Annotated in this window: 19 protein-coding genes and 1 pseudogene; 9 read left to right on the top strand and 11 right to left on the bottom strand. The window is 65.6% G+C overall.

Translation table 11 applies throughout. The features are described 5' to 3' along the window. Positions 1–56: 56 nt before the first annotated feature. Together ACIQF0_RS45090 and rfbA are read left to right on the top strand one after the other, a co-directional pair. Complete coding sequence (locus tag ACIQF0_RS45090) at positions 57–548, top strand: YajQ family cyclic di-GMP-binding protein (protein ID WP_360047056.1); 492 nt, start codon at positions 57–59, stop codon at positions 546–548. Continuing rightward, a complete protein-coding gene (rfbA, locus tag ACIQF0_RS45095; RefSeq protein ID WP_401040838.1) occupies positions 545–1,417 on the top strand; it encodes a glucose-1-phosphate thymidylyltransferase RfbA in 873 nt (290 codons plus the stop codon). Before ACIQF0_RS45090 ends, rfbA begins: the two co-directional genes overlap by 4 nt. On the opposite strand, the gene htpX is transcribed toward rfbA, so the two are convergent. The 4 genes from htpX to ACIQF0_RS45115 are packed head-to-tail and all read right to left on the bottom strand — an operon-like array spanning position 1,414 to position 3,679. Continuing rightward, positions 1,414–2,274 carry a zinc metalloprotease HtpX gene (gene htpX / locus ACIQF0_RS45100; RefSeq protein ID WP_401040841.1) on the bottom strand — a complete coding sequence of 287 codons (861 nt, stop codon included), beginning with the start codon at positions 2,272–2,274 and terminating at the stop codon, positions 1,414–1,416. The two genes, rfbA and htpX, sit on opposite strands and share 4 nt — an antisense overlap. 18 nt (positions 2,275–2,292) lie before the next feature. Continuing rightward, the gene (locus ACIQF0_RS45105; RefSeq protein ID WP_360047053.1) at positions 2,293–2,745 is read right to left on the bottom strand and encodes a 4Fe-4S binding protein; all 453 of its coding nucleotides are present in this window, start codon (positions 2,743–2,745) and stop codon (positions 2,293–2,295) included. Continuing rightward, positions 2,742–3,272, bottom strand: coding sequence for an NADH-quinone oxidoreductase subunit C (locus tag ACIQF0_RS45110; protein ID WP_401040844.1), 531 nt, complete (start codon positions 3,270–3,272; stop codon positions 2,742–2,744). The genes ACIQF0_RS45105 and ACIQF0_RS45110 overlap by 4 nt, the downstream gene beginning before the upstream one ends. Next, a complete protein-coding gene (locus ACIQF0_RS45115) occupies positions 3,269–3,679 on the bottom strand; it encodes an NADH-quinone oxidoreductase subunit B (RefSeq protein WP_191298138.1) in 411 nt (136 codons plus the stop codon). Before ACIQF0_RS45115 ends, ACIQF0_RS45110 begins: the two co-directional genes overlap by 4 nt. Positions 3,680–3,904: 225 nt before the next feature. Between ACIQF0_RS45115 and ACIQF0_RS45120 the strand changes: the two genes are divergently transcribed. Further along, positions 3,905–4,936 (top strand): LysR family transcriptional regulator, encoded by a 1,032-nt coding sequence (locus tag ACIQF0_RS45120; RefSeq protein WP_401040848.1) that lies wholly within the window; start codon positions 3,905–3,907, stop codon positions 4,934–4,936. A 24-nt stretch (positions 4,937–4,960) separates the two neighbouring features. Here the strand turns inward: ACIQF0_RS45120 and ACIQF0_RS45125 are convergent, their stop codons facing one another. From ACIQF0_RS45125 to ACIQF0_RS45140, 4 genes and pseudogenes are all read right to left on the bottom strand, one after another. After that, positions 4,961–5,110 carry a hypothetical protein gene (locus tag ACIQF0_RS45125; protein ID WP_157512956.1) on the bottom strand — a complete coding sequence of 50 codons (150 nt, stop codon included), beginning with the start codon at positions 5,108–5,110 and terminating at the stop codon, positions 4,961–4,963. Between the two features lie 148 nt (positions 5,111–5,258). Further along, positions 5,259–5,609 (bottom strand): annotated as a pseudogene (locus ACIQF0_RS45130) (transglycosylase SLT domain-containing protein); the annotation flags it as partial. A gap of 930 nt (positions 5,610–6,539) precedes the next feature. Then, positions 6,540–6,917: a hypothetical protein gene (locus ACIQF0_RS45135; RefSeq protein ID WP_401040851.1), complete on the bottom strand. Its 378-nt coding sequence runs from the start codon at positions 6,915–6,917 to the stop codon at positions 6,540–6,542. A gap of 9 nt (positions 6,918–6,926) precedes the next feature. Then, positions 6,927–7,757 carry a phosphotransferase family protein gene (locus ACIQF0_RS45140; RefSeq protein WP_401040854.1) on the bottom strand — a complete coding sequence of 277 codons (831 nt, stop codon included), beginning with the start codon at positions 7,755–7,757 and terminating at the stop codon, positions 6,927–6,929. 68 nt (positions 7,758–7,825) lie between these two features. Here ACIQF0_RS45140 and ACIQF0_RS45145 point away from each other — a divergent pair, with 68 nt between their 5' ends. Then, positions 7,826–8,359, top strand: coding sequence for a GNAT family N-acetyltransferase (locus ACIQF0_RS45145; RefSeq protein WP_401040857.1), 534 nt, complete (start codon positions 7,826–7,828; stop codon positions 8,357–8,359). A 22-nt stretch (positions 8,360–8,381) separates the two neighbouring features. Here the strand turns inward: ACIQF0_RS45145 and ACIQF0_RS45150 are convergent, their stop codons facing one another. Next, positions 8,382–8,771, bottom strand: a complete 390-nt coding sequence (locus ACIQF0_RS45150; RefSeq protein ID WP_401040859.1) for a hypothetical protein — start codon at positions 8,769–8,771, stop codon at positions 8,382–8,384. Between the two features lie 726 nt (positions 8,772–9,497). Here ACIQF0_RS45150 and ACIQF0_RS45155 point away from each other — a divergent pair. Then, positions 9,498–9,875 carry a MerR family transcriptional regulator gene (locus ACIQF0_RS45155; RefSeq protein WP_401040862.1) on the top strand — a complete coding sequence of 126 codons (378 nt, stop codon included), beginning with the start codon at positions 9,498–9,500 and terminating at the stop codon, positions 9,873–9,875. Positions 9,876–10,580: 705 nt separating this feature from the next. Further along, entirely contained in the window at positions 10,581–12,680 is a 2,100-nt protein-coding gene (locus tag ACIQF0_RS45160) for a hypothetical protein (RefSeq protein WP_401040864.1), read from the top strand. A gap of 588 nt (positions 12,681–13,268) precedes the next feature. On the opposite strand, the gene ACIQF0_RS45165 is transcribed toward ACIQF0_RS45160, so the two are convergent. Continuing rightward, on the bottom strand, positions 13,269–13,520 hold the full coding sequence (locus tag ACIQF0_RS45165; protein ID WP_401040867.1) for a hypothetical protein: 252 nt from the start codon (positions 13,518–13,520) through the stop codon (positions 13,269–13,271). 356 nt (positions 13,521–13,876) lie between these two features. Between ACIQF0_RS45165 and ACIQF0_RS45170 the strand changes: the two genes are divergently transcribed. Further along, positions 13,877–14,296 carry a helix-turn-helix domain-containing protein gene (locus tag ACIQF0_RS45170; protein ID WP_401040869.1) on the top strand — a complete coding sequence of 140 codons (420 nt, stop codon included), beginning with the start codon at positions 13,877–13,879 and terminating at the stop codon, positions 14,294–14,296. Between the two features lie 368 nt (positions 14,297–14,664). Here ACIQF0_RS45170 and ddaH read toward each other — a convergent pair whose 3' ends face one another. Then, positions 14,665–15,477, bottom strand: a complete 813-nt coding sequence (gene ddaH / locus ACIQF0_RS45175) for a dimethylargininase (RefSeq protein ID WP_401041112.1) — start codon at positions 15,475–15,477, stop codon at positions 14,665–14,667. A 147-nt stretch (positions 15,478–15,624) separates the two neighbouring features. On the opposite strand from ddaH, the gene ACIQF0_RS45180 reads away from it, so the two are divergent. Both ACIQF0_RS45180 and ACIQF0_RS45185 read left to right on the top strand, forming a co-directional pair. Beyond that, entirely contained in the window at positions 15,625–16,065 is a 441-nt protein-coding gene (locus tag ACIQF0_RS45180) for an Lrp/AsnC family transcriptional regulator (RefSeq protein ID WP_035913697.1), read from the top strand. Positions 16,066–16,075: 10 nt separating this feature from the next. Continuing rightward, complete coding sequence (locus tag ACIQF0_RS45185; protein WP_401040873.1) at positions 16,076–16,816, top strand: enoyl-CoA hydratase; 741 nt, start codon at positions 16,076–16,078, stop codon at positions 16,814–16,816. Positions 16,817–17,023 lie beyond the last annotated feature (207 nt).

Consider the following 17,023-nt stretch of genomic DNA (forward strand, 5'->3'; position numbering starts at 1 on the left):
TACCCCAGTAGCATCGACGCTGGCTGTGAACCCCGAGATCGTTGAGGAGTGAAGTCGTGGCGGACCCGTCGTTCGACGTGGTGAGCAAGGTGGACCGGCAGGAGGTCGACAACGCGCTCAACCAGGCCTCCAAGGAGCTGAGCACGCGCTTCGACTTCCGCGGGACCAACACCACAGTGGCCTGGGCCGGTGAGGAGGCGATCACCTTCTCCTCCGAGACCGAGGAGCGCTGCAAGGCGGCGGTCGACGTCTTCCAGGAGAAGCTGGTGAAGCGCAACATCTCGATGAAGGCGTTCGAGGTGGGCGAGCCCGCGGTGTCCGGAAAGGTGTTCAAGGTCACGGGAAACCTCGTGCAGGGCATCACGTCCGAGAAGGCCAAGGAGATCGCCAAGAAGATCCGCGACGAGGCGCCCAAGGGCGTTCAGGCGCAGATCCAGGGCGACCAGTTGCGGGTGTCCGGCAAGAAGAAGGACCACCTGCAGGACGTCATCGCTCTGCTGAAGGGCTCTGACTTCGGCATCGCCATCCAGTTCACCAACTACCGGTGAAGGGCATCGTCCTCGCCGGTGGCAGTGGGACGCGCCTGCACCCGATCACGCAGGCCGTCTCCAAGCAGTTGCTGCCGGTGTACGACAAGCCGATGATCTACTACCCCCTGTCGGTGCTCATGCTGGCCGGCATCCGGGAGGTGCTGATCATCAGCACGCCCACCGACCTGCCGCAGTTCCGGCGGCTGCTCGGTGACGGTTCCCAGTGGGGCATGAGCTTCTCCTACGCGGAGCAGGCCGCGCCGAACGGGCTCGCGGAGGCGTTCATCATCGGCGCTGACTTCGTCGGTGGCGACGACGTGGCGCTGGTGCTGGGCGACAACATCTTCTACGGCCAGGGTTTCTCCACCACGCTGCAGCAGCACGCGTCCTCTTTGGACGGCTGCGTGCTGTTCGGCTACCAGGTGAAGGACCCCGAGCGGTACGGCGTGGGCGAGGTGGACGCGACGGGCAAGTTGTTGTCCATCGAGGAGAAGCCCGCCAGGCCGAAGTCGAACCGGGCGATCACCGGGCTCTACTTCTACGACAACGGCGTGGTCGACATCGCGCGGAGCCTCAAGCCGTCGCCGCGTGGCGAGCTGGAGATCACCGACGTCAACCTCGCCTACCTGAACGAGGGCCGGGCGCAGCTCGTGGACCTGAGCCGCGGGTTCGCGTGGCTCGACACCGGCACGCACGACTCGCTGCTCGAGGCCGGGCAGTTCGTGCAGGTGCTGGAACACCGGACCGGCGTGCGCATCGCGTGTCCCGAGGAGATCGCGCTGCGCATGGGCTTCATCTCCGCCGACGAGTGCTACGCGCTCGGCGAGAAGCTCGGCAAGTCCGGGTACGGCGAGTACCTCATGGCCGTGGCGAAGGCAGGGCGTTAGCGCCGGGCCATCTCTTCGAGCCTGCGGATGCGGTCGGCGATCGGCGGGTGGGTCGAGAACCACTTCGCGAACTGCTCCCCCGTGCGGAACGGGTTCGCGATCATCAGGTGGCTCTGCGACACCACCTCCGGCTCCGGTGCGAGCGGCGCCGCCCGCGTTCCCAGGTCGATCTTGCGCAACGCGCTCGCGAGCGACAGCGGGTCGCCGGTGAGTTCCGAACCTGCCTGGTCCGCCTGGAACTCGCGGGAGCGGCTCACGGCCAGGCGCACGACGGTCGCCGCGATCGGGCCGAGCAGTGCGATCAGCAGCAGGCCGAGCGGGCCAGGTCCGTCGTCGTCGCCGTCACCGCCGAAGATGCTCGCGAACAGCGCCAGGTTCGCGAGCATCGTGATCACGCCGGCCAGCGCGCCGGCCACGCAGCTGATCAGGATGTCGCGGTTGTAGACGTGCGCGAGTTCGTGGCCGAGCACGGCGCGCAGTTCGCGTTCGTCGAGCAGGTCCAGGATGCCCGTGGTGCAGCACACGGCGGCGTTGCGCGGGTTGCGGCCCGTCGCGAACGCGTTCGGTGCGGCGGTCGGGCTCAGGAAGAGCCTGGGCATGGGCTGGCGCGCCTTCTGCGACAGCTCCCGCACGATCGCGTAGAGCACTGGTTGCTCCACCTGCGACACAGGTACCGCCCGCATCGCGCGCAGCGCGAGCTTGTCCGAGTTGAAGTACGCGTAGGCGTTCACGCCCAAGGCCAACAGCAGGCCGATGACCAGTGCGGTCCGGCCGAACAGGCTGCTGATCAGCACGATCAGCGCGCTCATCCCGCCGAGCAGCACGGCCGTCTTCAACCCGTTGAAGTGCTTGTGCACGGTTTTCGCCTCCGGGTTTTACGTCCTACCCCTCAACGAACCGGGCCGTCGTCCAGTTCCTGTCGCCGTTTCGGGCGCGGCCTCCGCAGCGGGGTCGAGCCGGGGCGGCGGTGGCACCTTCTCGACCCAGGTGGACAGGACGTCCCGCTCGTGGACGAGCTCCGCGACGGCACCCTCGCCGTCGATCGAGCCCGTGCCCGGATAGCCGAACTCCGGCGCCCAGTGCAGGGCGTCGAACGGGCAGACCTCGACGCAGATGCCGCAGTACAGACACTGGCCGTAGTCGATCGCGAACCGGTCGAGCACGTTGCGGCTGCGCGGGCGGGCGCTGCCGGGCTGCTCCTCGACCTCGGTGTGCGACGTGATGTGGATGCACCAGTCGGGGCACTCGCGCGCGCAGATCATGCAGACCGTGCAGTTCGCCTCCAGCAGCGCGATGACGCCCCTCGTGCGCGGTGGAAGGTTCGTCACGACGTGCTCTCCTCTTCGCGGCGCGGACCCCAGGACGGGTCCGGAACGCCAGGTGGTGCGGTGCGGCGGCGGCTCGGTGCGCTCGTGTTGTCCTCGCCCGGTTCGAGGGCGCCCGGCCAGGGACGCACGACTCGTGAAGCCAGCACGAAGTCCTTGCGCAGCGGGTGGCCCTGGAAGCTCTTGGGCAGCAGCAGGTGTTCGGGCTCGCCGTCGACGGCGATGCCGAACATCTCCGCGGCCTCGCGTTCGTGCCAGAGGCTGCCCCTCCAGAGGTGGGCGACGCTCGGCAACGCGTCGGTCTCCGCGATCTCGGTCCGCAGCATCACGCCCTCGCGCGTCTGCGGGTTGATGACGTGCAGGAACACCGCGTGGCGCTGACCCGCGGCGCCCGGCCGGCCCGCGTCCTCGACGCCGAGCCAGTCGAACATCACGAAGCCCTGCTCGTGGTGGGCTGCGGCCGTGGTGAGCCAGTCGGCGAGCTCCACGTGGTGAACGGTCTGACCGAACGCGGTCTTCGGGGTGGTCACGCGTTCACCAGTCCATGCAGCGCCTTGAGACCTTCGAGCAGCGCTTCAGGCCGCGGCGGGCAGCCGGGAACGGCGACGTGGACGGGCAGGGCCTGGTCGATCCCCTTGGTGACGCTGTAGGAATCCCAGTACGGGCCGCCGGTGTTGCTGCAGGCGCCCACGGAGATCACGTAACGGGGTTCGGGCATGGCCTCGTAACTGCGGAGGACAGCAGGCAACATGACGTCCGTGACGGTGCCGGAGACAACGAGAACGTGCGCCTCGCCCGCGCCGTCGACCGGCGTGACGCCGAGGTCGGGAAGGCGGTCGAGAGCTGCCATCACTTCGACTCCGCAGCAGGCGAGTCCGAGTTCGAGCACGGTGACCTGGTAGGTGGTACCCCAGTCCAGGCGAGCGGAAGCCGTCACAACTGGCGAGGGTAATACTTGGGGGCCCACCGGCTTGCGCTGGCGGACCCCCACCCCCCAATGATTCCCCCCGGAATCGGCTCCCACGCGTGGTCGCCGCGGATAGTTTTGTACACCCGCGCTATAAGTGTCCAGGGATTTGCCGACAGGATCTGCAGATAATTTGTCGGCGAAATGTGGTCAAGTTCAGTTCAACTGATCAGTAGAACATCAGAGAGGGTCTCGATGTCCGGCTCGTCCCAGTTGGTGCTTCCGACCAGCACCTCGCTGCACCGTTTGCTGAACATGCCCGGTGCTCTACTGGATACCACGATGGACCAGCTCAGGACCCTGCTGACCGTGCACGAGACCCGTTCGGCCCTACGCGCCGCGAGGGCGCTGGGACGCGAGCAGTCGAGCGTGCAGAAGCAGCTCGACACGTTGAACAGGAACTTCCTGGAACTGTGCGGCGAAGCGCTCGTGGTGAAGCAGGGACGCGGAAAGGACGTGCTGTTCACGCCGACTGGTGAGTCGCTCGTCGAATTGGCGCGAGAGACGCTCGCGGAGTGGCTCGACGGAATTCACGAGTGCCGCCGCAAGCTCGGCACGACCGTCACCGTGGGCACGACGCGATACATGCTGGACACGCTCGCGAAGGCGTGGCACCACGTGTCGGACGAGTTCCGCGAACGCGACGTGGACCTCAAGGTCGTGCACATCCGCACCAAGGACATCTGGACGAAGCTGGAGACGCGCGAGGTCGACGTCGTGTGCGGCAGCGTCGTGACGCGGGCCGGCGCGGGCTGGGAGCGGCCGGAGTTCGACGTGATCGAGTGGCGGCGCGGCGGCCTCGCGTTGCTGACGAACCTGCCGGAGACGGTTGTCGGCGACCGTGTGCGGGTACCTCAGCTGAGGTCGGTGCCGTTGGTCGTGCCGGGGGCGGGGCTGATCGCGGAGTTCCTGAAGGGCTGGTTCGGGCCGGACTACCGGCAGGGGCTCGACATCGCGGCCGAGATCGACGAGATCCAGTACGGCATCTCGCTGCTGCGCTCCAACCTCGTCCAGGGAGCCATGATCGTGACGTCTGGTTTGGGCGTGGTGGCGTCGAACAACGAGCTCCGGGAGGGAGGCGGCCTCCGGGTCGTCGAGCTCGCAGATGACTCAATGGAGCGGCTTGTGGGCGTTTTCGCCCGAACGGACGAACTGGCGAAGCATCCGGCGGACCATCCGCTGAACCTGCTGTGGTCGGCCTTCAAAGCAGAAGCGCCCCGGCCGTAGCCGAGGCGCTCTGCTGTTTCCTGCCTACTTCTTCGCGGGTGTCATGGCGTCGTGCTCAGGCCTGCGTTGCTCGACGTTGGGACGATGCTGGGCTTTGGCCATCTTGGCCAGCCAACTCGTCGCCTCCGAGCGGATCTTCTCCAGCTCGTCGTCGCGTGCCTGTTGCTCGTTCATCGGCCACTCCCTGCGTTCGGGGATCGCGTTCGATGGGAGCACTACCGGGCGTGTGCCCGCTAGGGCCGCCATGCTTGTGGGTGAACCTGATTGACAGCATCGTCCGCCGATAGGTTTTACGCACCCCGACACGGCGTGTTTGGCTTCTTTAGTACCCCCGGTACCCGCCACCAAGGCCCATGCTGACCAGACCCGGGTGGTTTTGGAAGCCGCCGTAACGTGCGTAGGTGTAGCGAACGCCCGCGATGATGTTGTCGACCGGCGCGAGGATGTTGTCGTAGCCGGCCAGCTTGTAGGCGTTGAACGTCGGGTCGATGCACTGCATCAGACCCTTGGACGGCGTGCCCCTCATCGCGTTGGAGTCCCAGTTGTTGACGGCGTTGGGGTTGCCGTTCGACTCCTTCATGATGATCGTGTAGATCTCGTCGACGCTGTTGTTGTCGATGTTGGTGCCGTTGGCCTGCAGGACCTTGATGGCGTCCTTGATCCAGCCCTCGACCTCGCGCTGCTTGGCGGGCTTGCGCATCTCGATCTGGCGCTCGGCCTCGGCCTTGGCGGCGGCCTCACGCTGGGCGTGCGCGTCCGCGGCGGCCTTGGTGGCCTGCTCGAACGTCTGCTGCGCGTACATCTGCTGGAACTGCAGAAGGCGGCCGACCTGGTTGCCCGGGTTGACGTCGTGCACCGTCTGGATCGTCTTGGCCTGCTGGTCGGGGAGAGCACCCAGCTCAGCAGCGCCCGCGGCGAGTTCCGTCGAGGAACCGCTGGTGGCGGCGTTGGCGATGGCTGCGGTGCCGGCGGCGACACCAGCGGCGACGAGGATCGCGCTCACCCGGTGAGCGAGCGGGACCTTGTCGTCCTCGACGCGGTGAGCGCCGGGCTTGACTTCTTGCATGGGCACGACCGTGTACACGGTTCGGCCATCGGCTTTGCTGTGCCGGGCCAAGGGGGAGCCTCCTGCGTCGGGGAGCTTGGTCTCCGGCAAACCCGGGCGGGGGTTTCCGGGGGACTTTGGACCCTTGGTGCTGTGGTTCCTGTGTCCTGCCGGTGACCAAACCGTTATCGGCGGGCGAGAACGTAACCTCGCGTCACGAGCGCAGGCAAGCTTGAGCGCCCGATGGGTGACTCTCGTCACGTTTCCGATGGGTTGGGCTATCCGTTGCTGACAGACAGTCAACGAGCCTTGTGAGTCCTGCGTAAGTTCATCGTTGCCTCCTGACGAACTGGCGGAGCTGTCTGTTAGTTCGCTGCTAGCCCGGCTCTCGTTATGGGTTACGTTCACGACCACGCGATCGAGTGATGCGGTCACGCTTCGTGGTGTTATCGGGGTGCGGGGTGCTGACCTGCGTGGACTTGATCGCTGGACAGCGTTTTTCTGGCTCTGGAGAGGGGTACGGAGGGGCGGCGTTTCCGGTTCACCCGATGTTGTGGGTTAACTCTTCCGCTTCTGCTCCAGAGCCTTGAGGACCCAGTCCGGACTGTCGCTGGGGCTCTCGTTGAAGGCGATAGCGGCGTCCGGCTGGTGCCAGTGCACGAGGTTGACCACGGTCTGGAAGAGCTCCAGCAGACCCGTTCCCTTGCGGATGCCACCGCCGATCAGGACGGCGTCGTACTGCCTGCTCTCGAGTTTCTCGACGAGCTTGGCCTGGGCGCGGCCGTCCAGTTCCTCGAAGTCGATGAGGAAGAGGTCCTCGGTGAGGCCGAGTTCGGCGAACGCCTTGCTGCCCTGCTTGATGCCGGCGGCGACGGGCGCGGGGTCGAAGCCGGGGATGGTGTGGGGATCGAAGCCGATCGCGAGGATGTTGGGCACCGTCCGAAGTTACTGCGGCCACCAGATGCCGGCCACGAGCTGTTCCAGGAGTTTCAGGACTCTCGCCTGGTCGAAGGGAAGGTCGGCGATCAGGTGCGACGCCTCCCGCACCTCGCACTCCACGCGAAGGTCGTCCAACGGGATCCCGGTCTCTTGAGCGATGAGGCCGAGCACGGCGTGCAGGTGCGGGCCGCTGAACCTGGCCAGGAAGAACCAGTCGTCGAGCGGGTCGCCGAAGCGGGCCCACTCGAAGTCCAGCAGCGCGGTCAGCTCGGTGCCGTTCGCGAGCCAGTTGCCCCAGTGGCAGTCCGCGTGGACCGGGACGGTGTTCCGCACGTGCTCTGGTGCGCGTGCCGCGATCGCTTTCAGGCCGTCTCGCACGTTCGGCGGGATTTCAAGTTTCTCGGTCTGGGCGACGAGTGCGTCCCTGCCGGCGAAGCCGCCGTGGTCCAGGACCTCGGCCAGGACCCGCCCGGCCGGTTCCGGAGGCGTCCAGGCGTGCAGGGCCTCGAGTCGTTCGATCGCCTGCCGGGCCAGATCGAGCGCGGCCCGTTCGCTGGTGTTGGGGAGGTGCATGCCTGGCGCGGTGCCGGGGACGCGGGTGTAGCAGGCGTAGCGGACGTCGTGCTGCTGCCCGCTCGCCAGCAGCGGAGCCGTCAGCCCCGGCGGCAGGTGCGGCGCGAGTGCGATCTCCCGGTCCAGCCGTGAGTGGTCGTCTGCGGCGATGAGCTTCACCACGACGTCGGCACCCCCGTACACATGGTGCGAACGGCTGCTCACCGGCGTGAGCGGACCAGGGTCCCGGCCGAGGGCCGACGTGGCGATGGCGCGAGCATCCATGTGGCCAAGGCTTTCATCCGGCACGAAATCGGTGCGACAGCCCGCACAGGCCTATTTACGGTCGTCGCATGCGCGAAGGCCTCACGTGGCGACCTCTCACCCGCTCCGACGCACAAACGTCGGCCGACGTGGGCAGGCCTGACGGGTCGCGGATCGAGCCGTGGTCGGAGGCGACCGACGAGGAGTTCCGGCTCGTGCGGAACGAGGCCTACCGCGAGAACTGGGGCTCCGTGCCGATGCCCGTGGAGCTGTGGAAGAACAAGGTCACCAACCAGACGTTCCGGCCCTCGGTCAGCTTCCTGCTGCGCGATGCCGGCGGGGCCGCGGCCGGCGTGCTGGTGACGATGAACTGGGAGGCCGACACGGAGGCCACCGGAGTCCGCGACGCGCATTTCATGGTGATCGGGACGCTGCCGGAGCACCGGAAGCAAGGGGTCGCGAGCGCGTTGCTCGGGCACGCGCTGCGGGCGGCCGTCGACCAGGGGTACGACCGGGCGCTGCTGAGCGTCGACTCGGCGAACTCGTCCGGGGCGTTCGGCATCTTCGAGAGAGCCGGATTCGCGGCGACGATGCGGTACGTGCGGTGGGCGTTGGAGGCCTGAGGGCGAGATCCGGCTTTGCCGCTCATGTCGGGTCGTCGGAGTGCCACGGGTAGGCGAAGAGTTCCGGGTGCAGGCCCCACTCACCAAGAGCCGTGGTCAGTTCCAGCTCGCCGACGACGGTCGCGGATTTGATCAGGACTGCCCCGATGTCGTAGTCGTAGCCGTCGAGGCGCTCGGCCTCGTAGTCCCAGTGCTGCAGTGTGAAGGTGCGGGCTTGGTCGGCTCGTTTCCATCCTTCGCCGGCGGCCGCGGTGTCTGCCGGAGTGCGGTGAGGCCTGACGTCGACGAATGCTCGACGGCCTGACCGGGAAGCCGCCACCTCGGCGACCAGTCGCTGCCCGAGCCGCAACGCGGTCAACCTGTCGGTGGGCCACTCCCACCTGCCGCTGGTTGCAGGAGATTCCGCGCTCACCAGGTGAGCACAGCACGTGACATCGCAGCTCACAACGTCGTTTTGGGGCCAGGTGAGCGCAGCTACGTCACCCGAAAGAGGAAATCTATGCTCGCGGAGGTAGACATCCTCTTCCGAGCGCGTGTAGTGTTCTCCTCGTTGGACGAGAGATAACATTGCACGGGAGATGACGAACTACCCGTGAGATGTGCGCAAGACAGTCAGATGTGCCGGAGCCGCAGGTGTAGGGCTCCAGGCAGGTGACCAAGGGCGGTCGGTCAGCAGTGCGCAAGAAGACCGGACCGACGGCCGAGCGATCAGCAAGTGCAGTGCGCAGTTGAAGTACGAGTTGCAAGTGCAGGACGGTCAGATGTGCCGGAGCCGATCAGTGGAAGGGGTTCTGGCAGGTGACCAAGGGTTGTCGGTGAGGTGAGTCCGGCATGTGCATGAGGTCCGGTGCCGACAGCCACGTGAGAAGAGAAAAGTCAGTAATCAGAGGAGAAGGGAAGGGTTGCACACCATCGGATCGCCCGCCTTCGGCTGAACTCGGCCGGACGGGTACCGCGGTTCCATCAGATTGGAAGGTGGTCTTCGGTTACGCACACGCGATCCCCGCAGCGCCCGCTTCGAGTACTGGGCATGCGGACAGAGGATGCCGATCTCACGGTCGGCTAGGTGGAAGTGAAACCCAACAACCCTGGGGCCCCGGTGCTACGGCATCGGGGCCCCTCGTGATGCGGAGGCGCGATGACCCCAGGCACCAACGAATCTGCGAACAACGAACCGCAGACCACAGCCGAGAAGTTCGACGACGAGCACTACCCCGCCTACTCGATGGGCCGGGCCGCGGAACTGCTCGGCACGTCGGCGAACTTCCTGCGCAGCTTGGACGAGGCGAAGCTCATCGAGCCGCAGCGCTCGGCCGGCGGCCACCGCCGGTACAGCCGTTACCAGCTGCGTCTCGCCGCCCGTGTGCGTGCGATGGTCGACCAGGGCACGGGATTGGATGCGGCGTGCCGCATCGTCACCCTGGAAGACCAGCTTCAGGAAGCTCAGGCGCTGAACGTCAAGCTCACTCCCCCGTCAAAGCCCGACGAGCCGTACCCGCCGCTGCAGAGCGTGTGACTCGTCCGGGAATCGGGATGTTGACGCGAGGGTTCGGCGGAACGCTCCTACGCGACTGATCTGCGCTGGTGAAGCCGAGTGCTTTCACCGAGCGCAGATCAAGCCCGCGAACCTGTCAGCCCCGGAGTTCCATCGTGCGGCGTTTGACCACGGCCTCGCCAGGCCTTTCACCTGCAGGTATTCCAGGAAAGGCTGTTCGTGTCCCGCAACCGTCCCGCATCGCGTGGACGCTACTTGCTTACGACATGTGCCAAGCACACCTGTCTCCGCCCATCAGCCAAGTTCTTATGGTGGATCTGCCGAGCTCCCCCATGTCACGCGCAACGGGCACAACAGATGGCCATCGGTGCACCTGCCCTGCTAGCGTCTCCAGCCTCGCGCCCTCGCTGGCCGGGAAGCATCTACCCAGGAATTCAGTCCTGGTGGCGGTCTAGCCGCCGTGATGACGTGGTGGAACAGGAAGCCAGATGCTTCCCGAGCGCACCGCGGTCAACATGTTGATGTGGACTGGACAGGGACGACGCTGCGCGGAACGAGCCGTCCCCGCGGCCGGTACCTCAGAGTGTTCTCTGAGCCTGGCGGCGCACCTCAGCATCGGGCTGATTGCGTGCGTATGTGACGGCCAGAAAGTAGATAGTCGTGGCATCAACGCCTGCTGGTGCGAGCACCCGCGACCTGCCTCGAATGGACCCTCTCGTCCTCACTGTGGACGATGAGCCGATTACCATCACCAACTTTCGGGACGCGTTGCCCGAGGTCGCTCCAGCCAAAGACCGCGTCGCTTTCGTCCGGGCAGGCCGGCGGAAGGAGCTTGCTCTCGACGAGGACGCCCTCCACGCCGCAGCTCGCCCTCTAGTCGATCCTTGGACGGCAGCTAAAGCGGTAGACAACGACCTGCTTACGCAGGAGCTGATCGGTCCCTCGCTGCTGATGATCGTGCAGCAGTCGGCCTACCTGACCGAGCTGCTGCCACTAGTGCAGCCAAGGGCCAGCGGCGCACCCCGCAACGTGTCGCCTCCGCTCACCGATGGCATCGTCGCTGAGGATTCTGACGAGCCCGGTCTCGAGTCGGCCGACGCGACGATGGTGTTCCGATTTGAGGATGAGGAACACCTGATCGCCCAGGTCGCGCAGACGGTGCGACAGACGCTGACGCTCGGGCGCGACTACTCCTCGAGCATCCTCGCCAAGCGAGTCTCGCGACCTGTACTGGCACACGTCGCTCGCATCGAGTTCGAGTCAGGGGAAGGTTTCGACATCACGGTGGTGCGAGATGGCCTCACCCGCGTGACGTCGTGCTGGCGAACCATCTATCCGGACCTGACGGCCGATGAGCTGGCAGAGGTGATCGCAGCGACGCTATTGGCGTCCAAACGCGGCCGGCGCTCGGATGACACGGAAACAGCGATGCGCGCGCGAGGACGCGACGAGCAACAGCGGAAGCTGCGCGCGCAGTACGCCGTCGGCATGGCCACCGGCACGCCTACCGAGGAAGCAATCCGCATCGGTCAAGCACTGATTGTGCCAGTTCAGTTGGTAGTCAGCTTCGCCCTAGCGGGAGCCGCAACTGTCCCGGTCGAGCAGCAATTCGACGACGCCATTCAAGCTCTCGTCAGCAGTGTGCACGGTGAGTTTGAGCCCTGGGACCAAAGCGCCTCAGACAGTGTGGCCATCCTGCGCGCTCTTCCGCGCGCAGTCCACGATGAGCATCTCGACCTCGGTGTTGCCGAGATCGCCTCAGGCTATCGCCCCATCAGTGACGTTCCGATGGTGTTCGGTGCGGATTTTCCAGCTACCGCGCTTTGGCGTGCAGTGTGCCTCGTGGCCTGGCTGTGCAGCCCGACCGAGTTCAATGGGATCAAGACACACATGCGGGAACTACTAGGAATTTCCCGCATCGAGCGAAAGACCTACGTCAGCCATCTGATGACCTTGATCGACCTACCCTGGCGATCAACAAAGCAACACACGCAACAGCAGGCACGCCGCGCATGGAATAACGGAGGGCCGATCCCGCACAATCTCTTGGACTGGGATTGGACCCCGGTAGCGACCACTGACTTCACCTCTCTTGTCCCGAAAGCCCTGGCTGGCGACGAGAACGCCCGGGCAACTCTGCAGGTCGCTGGCGGTATCGCCTTGGTCACCGACAAGCTGCTGATGAGCAACACGGGCTCGGCAGTCGCGGTTGGCGAGGTTCCCTTCCGGGCCAACGTGAGCGAGGTGGTTGCCAGGCTTGGCAACAGCGAGGCCGGTCTTTGGCTCCTGGCGCGAGCGGCCAACGCCTTCACTCCCGACAAGAAGGCCATCAACTCCTTCACCCCGCAGGAACTCCTACGCAAGCCGCAGGATGGTGGCTACGTCGTGCCCAGTGTCATTCCGGAAACGCCCAGCGCCATCCGTATGGACAACACAGGACAGCCCGAACGACTCACCGCGTACGAGGTACTCGCAATCTCTGATCCGCAGCGCGCTGTCGAGGCACAGAACGCGAAGAAGGAGATGGACAAGGAGAAGAAAAGGGCTGGTATCGAGACCCGGCAGCGCAAGGCCGAGCGCCTACGCGAGGAGCTCAGCATGTCGCTGAACACGGCCGTGAACACTCTCGAGTCGCTTGAGAGTCTCGGCAACCTCGATGGAAGCCTTCAGCCGATCTTGGTCGACCACTCGACCTGGGCGCCGTTGGAGGATTGTGCTCGCACGCTCGGAGGCAAGCTCTACATCCTACGGCCCCCAGCTAGGTCCCCGATCACGGACGATGCCGCGGTCATCGATGATGAAGAAGATGTCGAGGACGAGAGGTGAACCTGTCTGCATCGCATCCCCTCGCGGCCTCATGGACAGCGCTAGTGGCGGAAGCTGCACCCGACTTGCGCGATAATGCCCAGCCTTGGCGGCTGTACGAATTCGCGCCAGCCCCCTTGCAACTCAGCACAGTCCCCAACCTCGGCGGACCTAAAATCTACGCGGTGCCTGAAGGGCTGACATGGTTTTACGTAGGCCAGACTCGAAGGCCTCTGCATAGACGGCTGGCAGCACACCTCCAAAAGCCGGAACGACGGAGCCAATGGCCAGCTGTGATGGCGTTGGCGCTACGTGACGACATCAGCGCCTCCCGCCTCGACGAGCTCGAAACTGTCGCGAAGACAATGCTCCGACCGCGAATGGGCTCCCGCTGGCCGGCCAGATCTAAGCACGACTGAGATCGCTGTCCCACCGTGATGCTGACCTGCAGTTCGACTTCCGCAGGTCAGCATCAACACATCCGCCAGCCGCAGGGTGATCAGTCTCTGATCTCCGTCGTGCGGCGTTTGGAGCTCAGGCAATAAGGCCGATGATCTGCCGCTACGCCCAACGACGGGTTCTCTTCCCTTAACTGTCCAGTGCCAACAGTTAGGGAAGCTTCTTCCCGTTCCGACGAGGCTTCTCGTCCACGCGCGGGGCAACGAGGCAGCACGTGACGATGATCAGCAGCACAGCGACGCCAAGGAGCACTGCGAGGGCGTAGACGACAGCAGCACTTGTCTTGGTCACGACGCAGGCAAGGATCACGAACAGCGCCAAGCCGACGACGCCGAGCGCGTCCCGCGCCGAGTGTTGCACTGCCGCGAGCCGACTGAGCGGCCCTGAGGAACTACTCTTCATTGCAGGTCCTTTCGGGGGCTGATTCGGGTGCGCCGCCGTTGTGCTCTGGCCGGGCTGACGGCGGCGTACCTGTACGATCGATCTGTCCACGCTCCTCGGGCCTGTCCGGATGGGACAAGGTTTCCTGAGTCGAGGTGTTTCTATCCAACAACGTGGGTTGACCTGCGGCAACACGGATAGACATGCTGATACTAGAAAAGACATCAGACTGGGAGGCTATGTTGCCGGCGCGACGTACACCCCTCTCCACCAGCGACGGAGCGATTGCCCGCCTCGCATTGGACCTCCGGCGGTTGCGCAGCAGCGCTCCACCAGGACGGCCGCACTCGGTCGACGCCATGGTCGGGAGGAGCGGGGTGGGCCGTGCCGCGATCTTCGCGGCAATGCGCGGGAAAGTGCTTCCTTCGAGGCAGACGATCGCCGCAATCGTGCACGCGTGGTCACCCGACGTCGAACGGGATTTGCCGTACTGGATGGCACGTCGCGATGACTGTGAAGCAGAAGTCGTCGGGGGTCGCCGGACCGTCCAGGATCGGCGAGCGTGGGTCAACACCGCAGGTCCGGGCGCTGACTTCGGCGCGGAGCTGCGCAGAAGGCGGGTGGAGGCAGGAATGTCGCTGAGCCAATTGGCGAACGTGGTGCATTACTCGAAGGGATACCTGTCCAAGGTGGAGAACGGACGCCTGCCACCGACAGCGACATTGGCCAGACTGACTGACGGTTTCCTGGGCGCCGGAGGTGCCCTCATCGAGGTTGAGGTCCGCGGCAACGAATAGGGTTTCCGGTTTCCCAACGACGTGCGCAACAGGAAACGTCGCAGTTCCCGACAGTGCAAAGAGCAGGGCGTCGTCGAGCTCTGCCAGGAGGGTGCGCGGGAATCGAGGATAGGGCGATGTGACTCGTCTACAGAGCCGACCACACCTCCCCGGTCCCTCGTCCCTGCTCCGCTTCGCTCCAGGAGAGAGCCTGTCGCCCGGACTAAGCCGGAGACGGACTGGGAACAGGTCCCGTCGAGCGTGACAACAGCCGTCGTTCAGTGCCGGTCAGTGACGGACGCCTCTTCCCGCCAGAAACAGATCTGCGCTGGCCAGGACCCGTTTCAGGTCGCCAACCAGCGCAGATCTAGATGGCTGCGTGGGCGAGGTCAGCCGCGCAGTTCCATCGTGCAGCACTTCGGGCCGCCGCCCGACTTGCGCAGCTCCGAGATGTCCACGAGCACGGGCTCGAACCCGCGCCGCGCCACCTGCTCGGCGAGGTGGGTCGCCTCGAACGGCATGACCACGTGCTTGCCGTCGGAGACCGCGTTCAGACCCAGGCAGACGGCGTCGTCGTCGTTGGCGATGACGGCGTCCGGGAAGAGGCGCTTCAGCACCTGCTGCGAGCCTGGTGAGAAGGCTCCCGGGTAGTAGGCGACCAGTGGGGTCGGGGACTGGTCGTCGAGCATGAACAGGGCCACGTCGAGGTGGTAGAAGCGTGGGTCGACGAGCTGCAACGACACCACGGGCACGCCCAGGACCTCTTGGGCCTCGCCGTGTGCGTGGGGGTCTGTGCGGAAGCCCGTGCCGGCCAGCAGCAGGGAGCCGGTCCAGGTGAAGTCGCCCTCGGCCTCGTTCACGGCGGTGGGCATGACGACCGAGTTGTAGCCCGACGTCAGGAACCAGCGGCGGAAGTGGTCGGCCTCGGCGGAGCGTTGTTCGGCTCGGAAGCGGGAGCCCAGTACTCGGCCGTCGATCACGGTGCCGCTGTTCGCGGAGAACACCATGTCCGGGAGACCGGGGACCGGCTCGATGACCTGTACGTCGTGGCCCAGGCGCTCGTAGGTCTCCTTGAGCGCGGTCCACTGCTCCACGGCCAGCGTCGTGCTGGTCGGCTGGGTGGGATCCATCCACGGGTTGATGGCGTACTCCACCGTGAAGTACGTCGGCGGGCACATGAGGTACCGACGGGACGTCGGCATGCGCGTCGGCGCGAGGGGCGTGGCGATGTCGAGCGTGATCGGCTCGCCGGGCCCGGAGATGGATACGGTCATGGATCGAAATGTAAACGGCGGTTAGACCATCGATCAACGCCGCGACATTGCGTTAACTAGGGCAGAATGTTGCGTGTGGACAGCATCGACCAGCGAATCATTTCGTGCCTCATGGCCAACGCCCGTTCCAGCTACGCGGAGATCGGCAAGGAGGTGGGGTTGAGCGCGCCTGCGGTGAAGCGGCGGGTGGACAAACTGCTGGACACGGGGGTGCTGCGGGGGTTCACGGCCGTGGTCGATCCGGAGGCTCTTGGGTGGGGTACCGAGGCGTTCGTCGAGGTGCACTGCAAGGGGAACGTCGCGCCGCACGACATCCAGCACCGGCTGGAGCCGATGGCCGAGGTCAGCGCTGCTTACACGGTGTCTGGGGCGGCGGACGCGATCGTGCACCTGCGGGCCGCGGACATCCATCACCTCGAGACCGCGCTGGAACGTCTCAGGGCCGTCGAGATCATCGACAGGACCGTGTCGACGGTCGTGCTGTCCCGGCTGCTGGACCGGCCGCTGGCGCCCTAGGGTTCTGGGCATGGCTGAGGTTCTGCTGGAGTTCGACGAATCCGTCGCGGTGATCACGATCAACGACCCGGAGCGGCGCAACGCACTGACGATCGACCTGTCGCAGGAGCTCGCGGACAAGGTCGCCCAGGCGGAACGGGAAGCCAACGCGCTGATCGTCACGGGTGCGCCGCCCGCGTTCTGCGCCGGCGCGGACCTCACCCAGCTCGGCAACTCCAAGGACGAGGGCCTCAAGAAGATCTACAAGGGCTTCCTCGCGGTGGCCGACGCCAAGATCCCGACGATCGCCGCGGTCAACGGCGCGGCGGTCGGCGCCGGGCTCAACCTCGCGCTGGCCGCGGACGTGCGGATCGCCGGGCCCAAAGCGAGGTTCGACGCCCGGTTCCTGCAGCTCGGCATCCACCCCGGCGGCGGTATGACGTGGATGTTGCAGCGGATCACCAACCGGCAGACCGCGACGGCCATGACGCTCTTCGGACAGATCTTGGACGCCGACCAGGCGCTCGAAAAAGGTCTCGTCCACGCCAAGGCCGAAGACCCACTGGCAGTAGCAAAAGAGCTGGCCAGGGCATCCGCGGAGGCTCCAGGGGAACTCGTCCGGACCATCAAGGCGACGATGCGCCTGACCGATGTTCTCGACGACCACGCGGAAGCGGTGGAGACCGAGCTGACGCCACAGGTGACTTCGATCGACACTCCAGAGTTCGCTGCGAGGCTTGCCGCGATGAAGGCTCGGATCAGCGGGCGGTAGGTGTTACCTTGGGTAACAGGTATCGAGGGTGACGTCTGCCGCATTCGGGTATCCGCTGGTAGCGCTGTGCTTACCGTCTAGTTAAGGACCCGGTGCGGCAGATGGGACAGTTCGTCTCGCCTGGTGGTACACGGCCCGTCTCGCAGGCGGTCCTGGCGACTACCCTCGTGGTGGGGCACGGCCACCCTTGGAGAGAGGTATCGGCGT

The organism is Lentzea sp. NPDC092896, assembly GCF_044754905.1.
Taxonomy (GTDB): Bacteria; Actinomycetota; Actinomycetes; order Mycobacteriales; family Pseudonocardiaceae; genus Lentzea.

Excerpts from the sequence above, each read along its gene's own strand:
- ACIQF0_RS45120 (WP_401040848.1), top strand. The coding sequence starts at position 3,905 with ATGTCCGGCTCGTCCCAGTTGGTGCTTCCGACCAGCACCTCGCTGCAC.
- ACIQF0_RS45125 (WP_157512956.1), bottom strand. The coding sequence starts at position 5,110 with ATGAACGAGCAACAGGCACGCGACGACGAGCTGGAGAAGATCCGCTCG.
- ACIQF0_RS45140 (WP_401040854.1), bottom strand. The coding sequence starts at position 7,757 with ATGGATGCTCGCGCCATCGCCACGTCGGCCCTCGGCCGGGACCCTGGT.
- ACIQF0_RS45145 (WP_401040857.1), top strand. The coding sequence starts at position 7,826 with ATGCGCGAAGGCCTCACGTGGCGACCTCTCACCCGCTCCGACGCACAA.
- ACIQF0_RS45155 (WP_401040862.1), top strand. The coding sequence starts at position 9,498 with ATGACCCCAGGCACCAACGAATCTGCGAACAACGAACCGCAGACCACA.
- ACIQF0_RS45165 (WP_401040867.1), bottom strand. The coding sequence starts at position 13,520 with ATGAAGAGTAGTTCCTCAGGGCCGCTCAGTCGGCTCGCGGCAGTGCAA.
- ddaH (WP_401041112.1), bottom strand. The coding sequence starts at position 15,477 with ATGCCGACGTCCCGTCGGTACCTCATGTGCCCGCCGACGTACTTCACG.
- ACIQF0_RS45185 (WP_401040873.1), top strand. The coding sequence starts at position 16,076 with ATGGCTGAGGTTCTGCTGGAGTTCGACGAATCCGTCGCGGTGATCACG.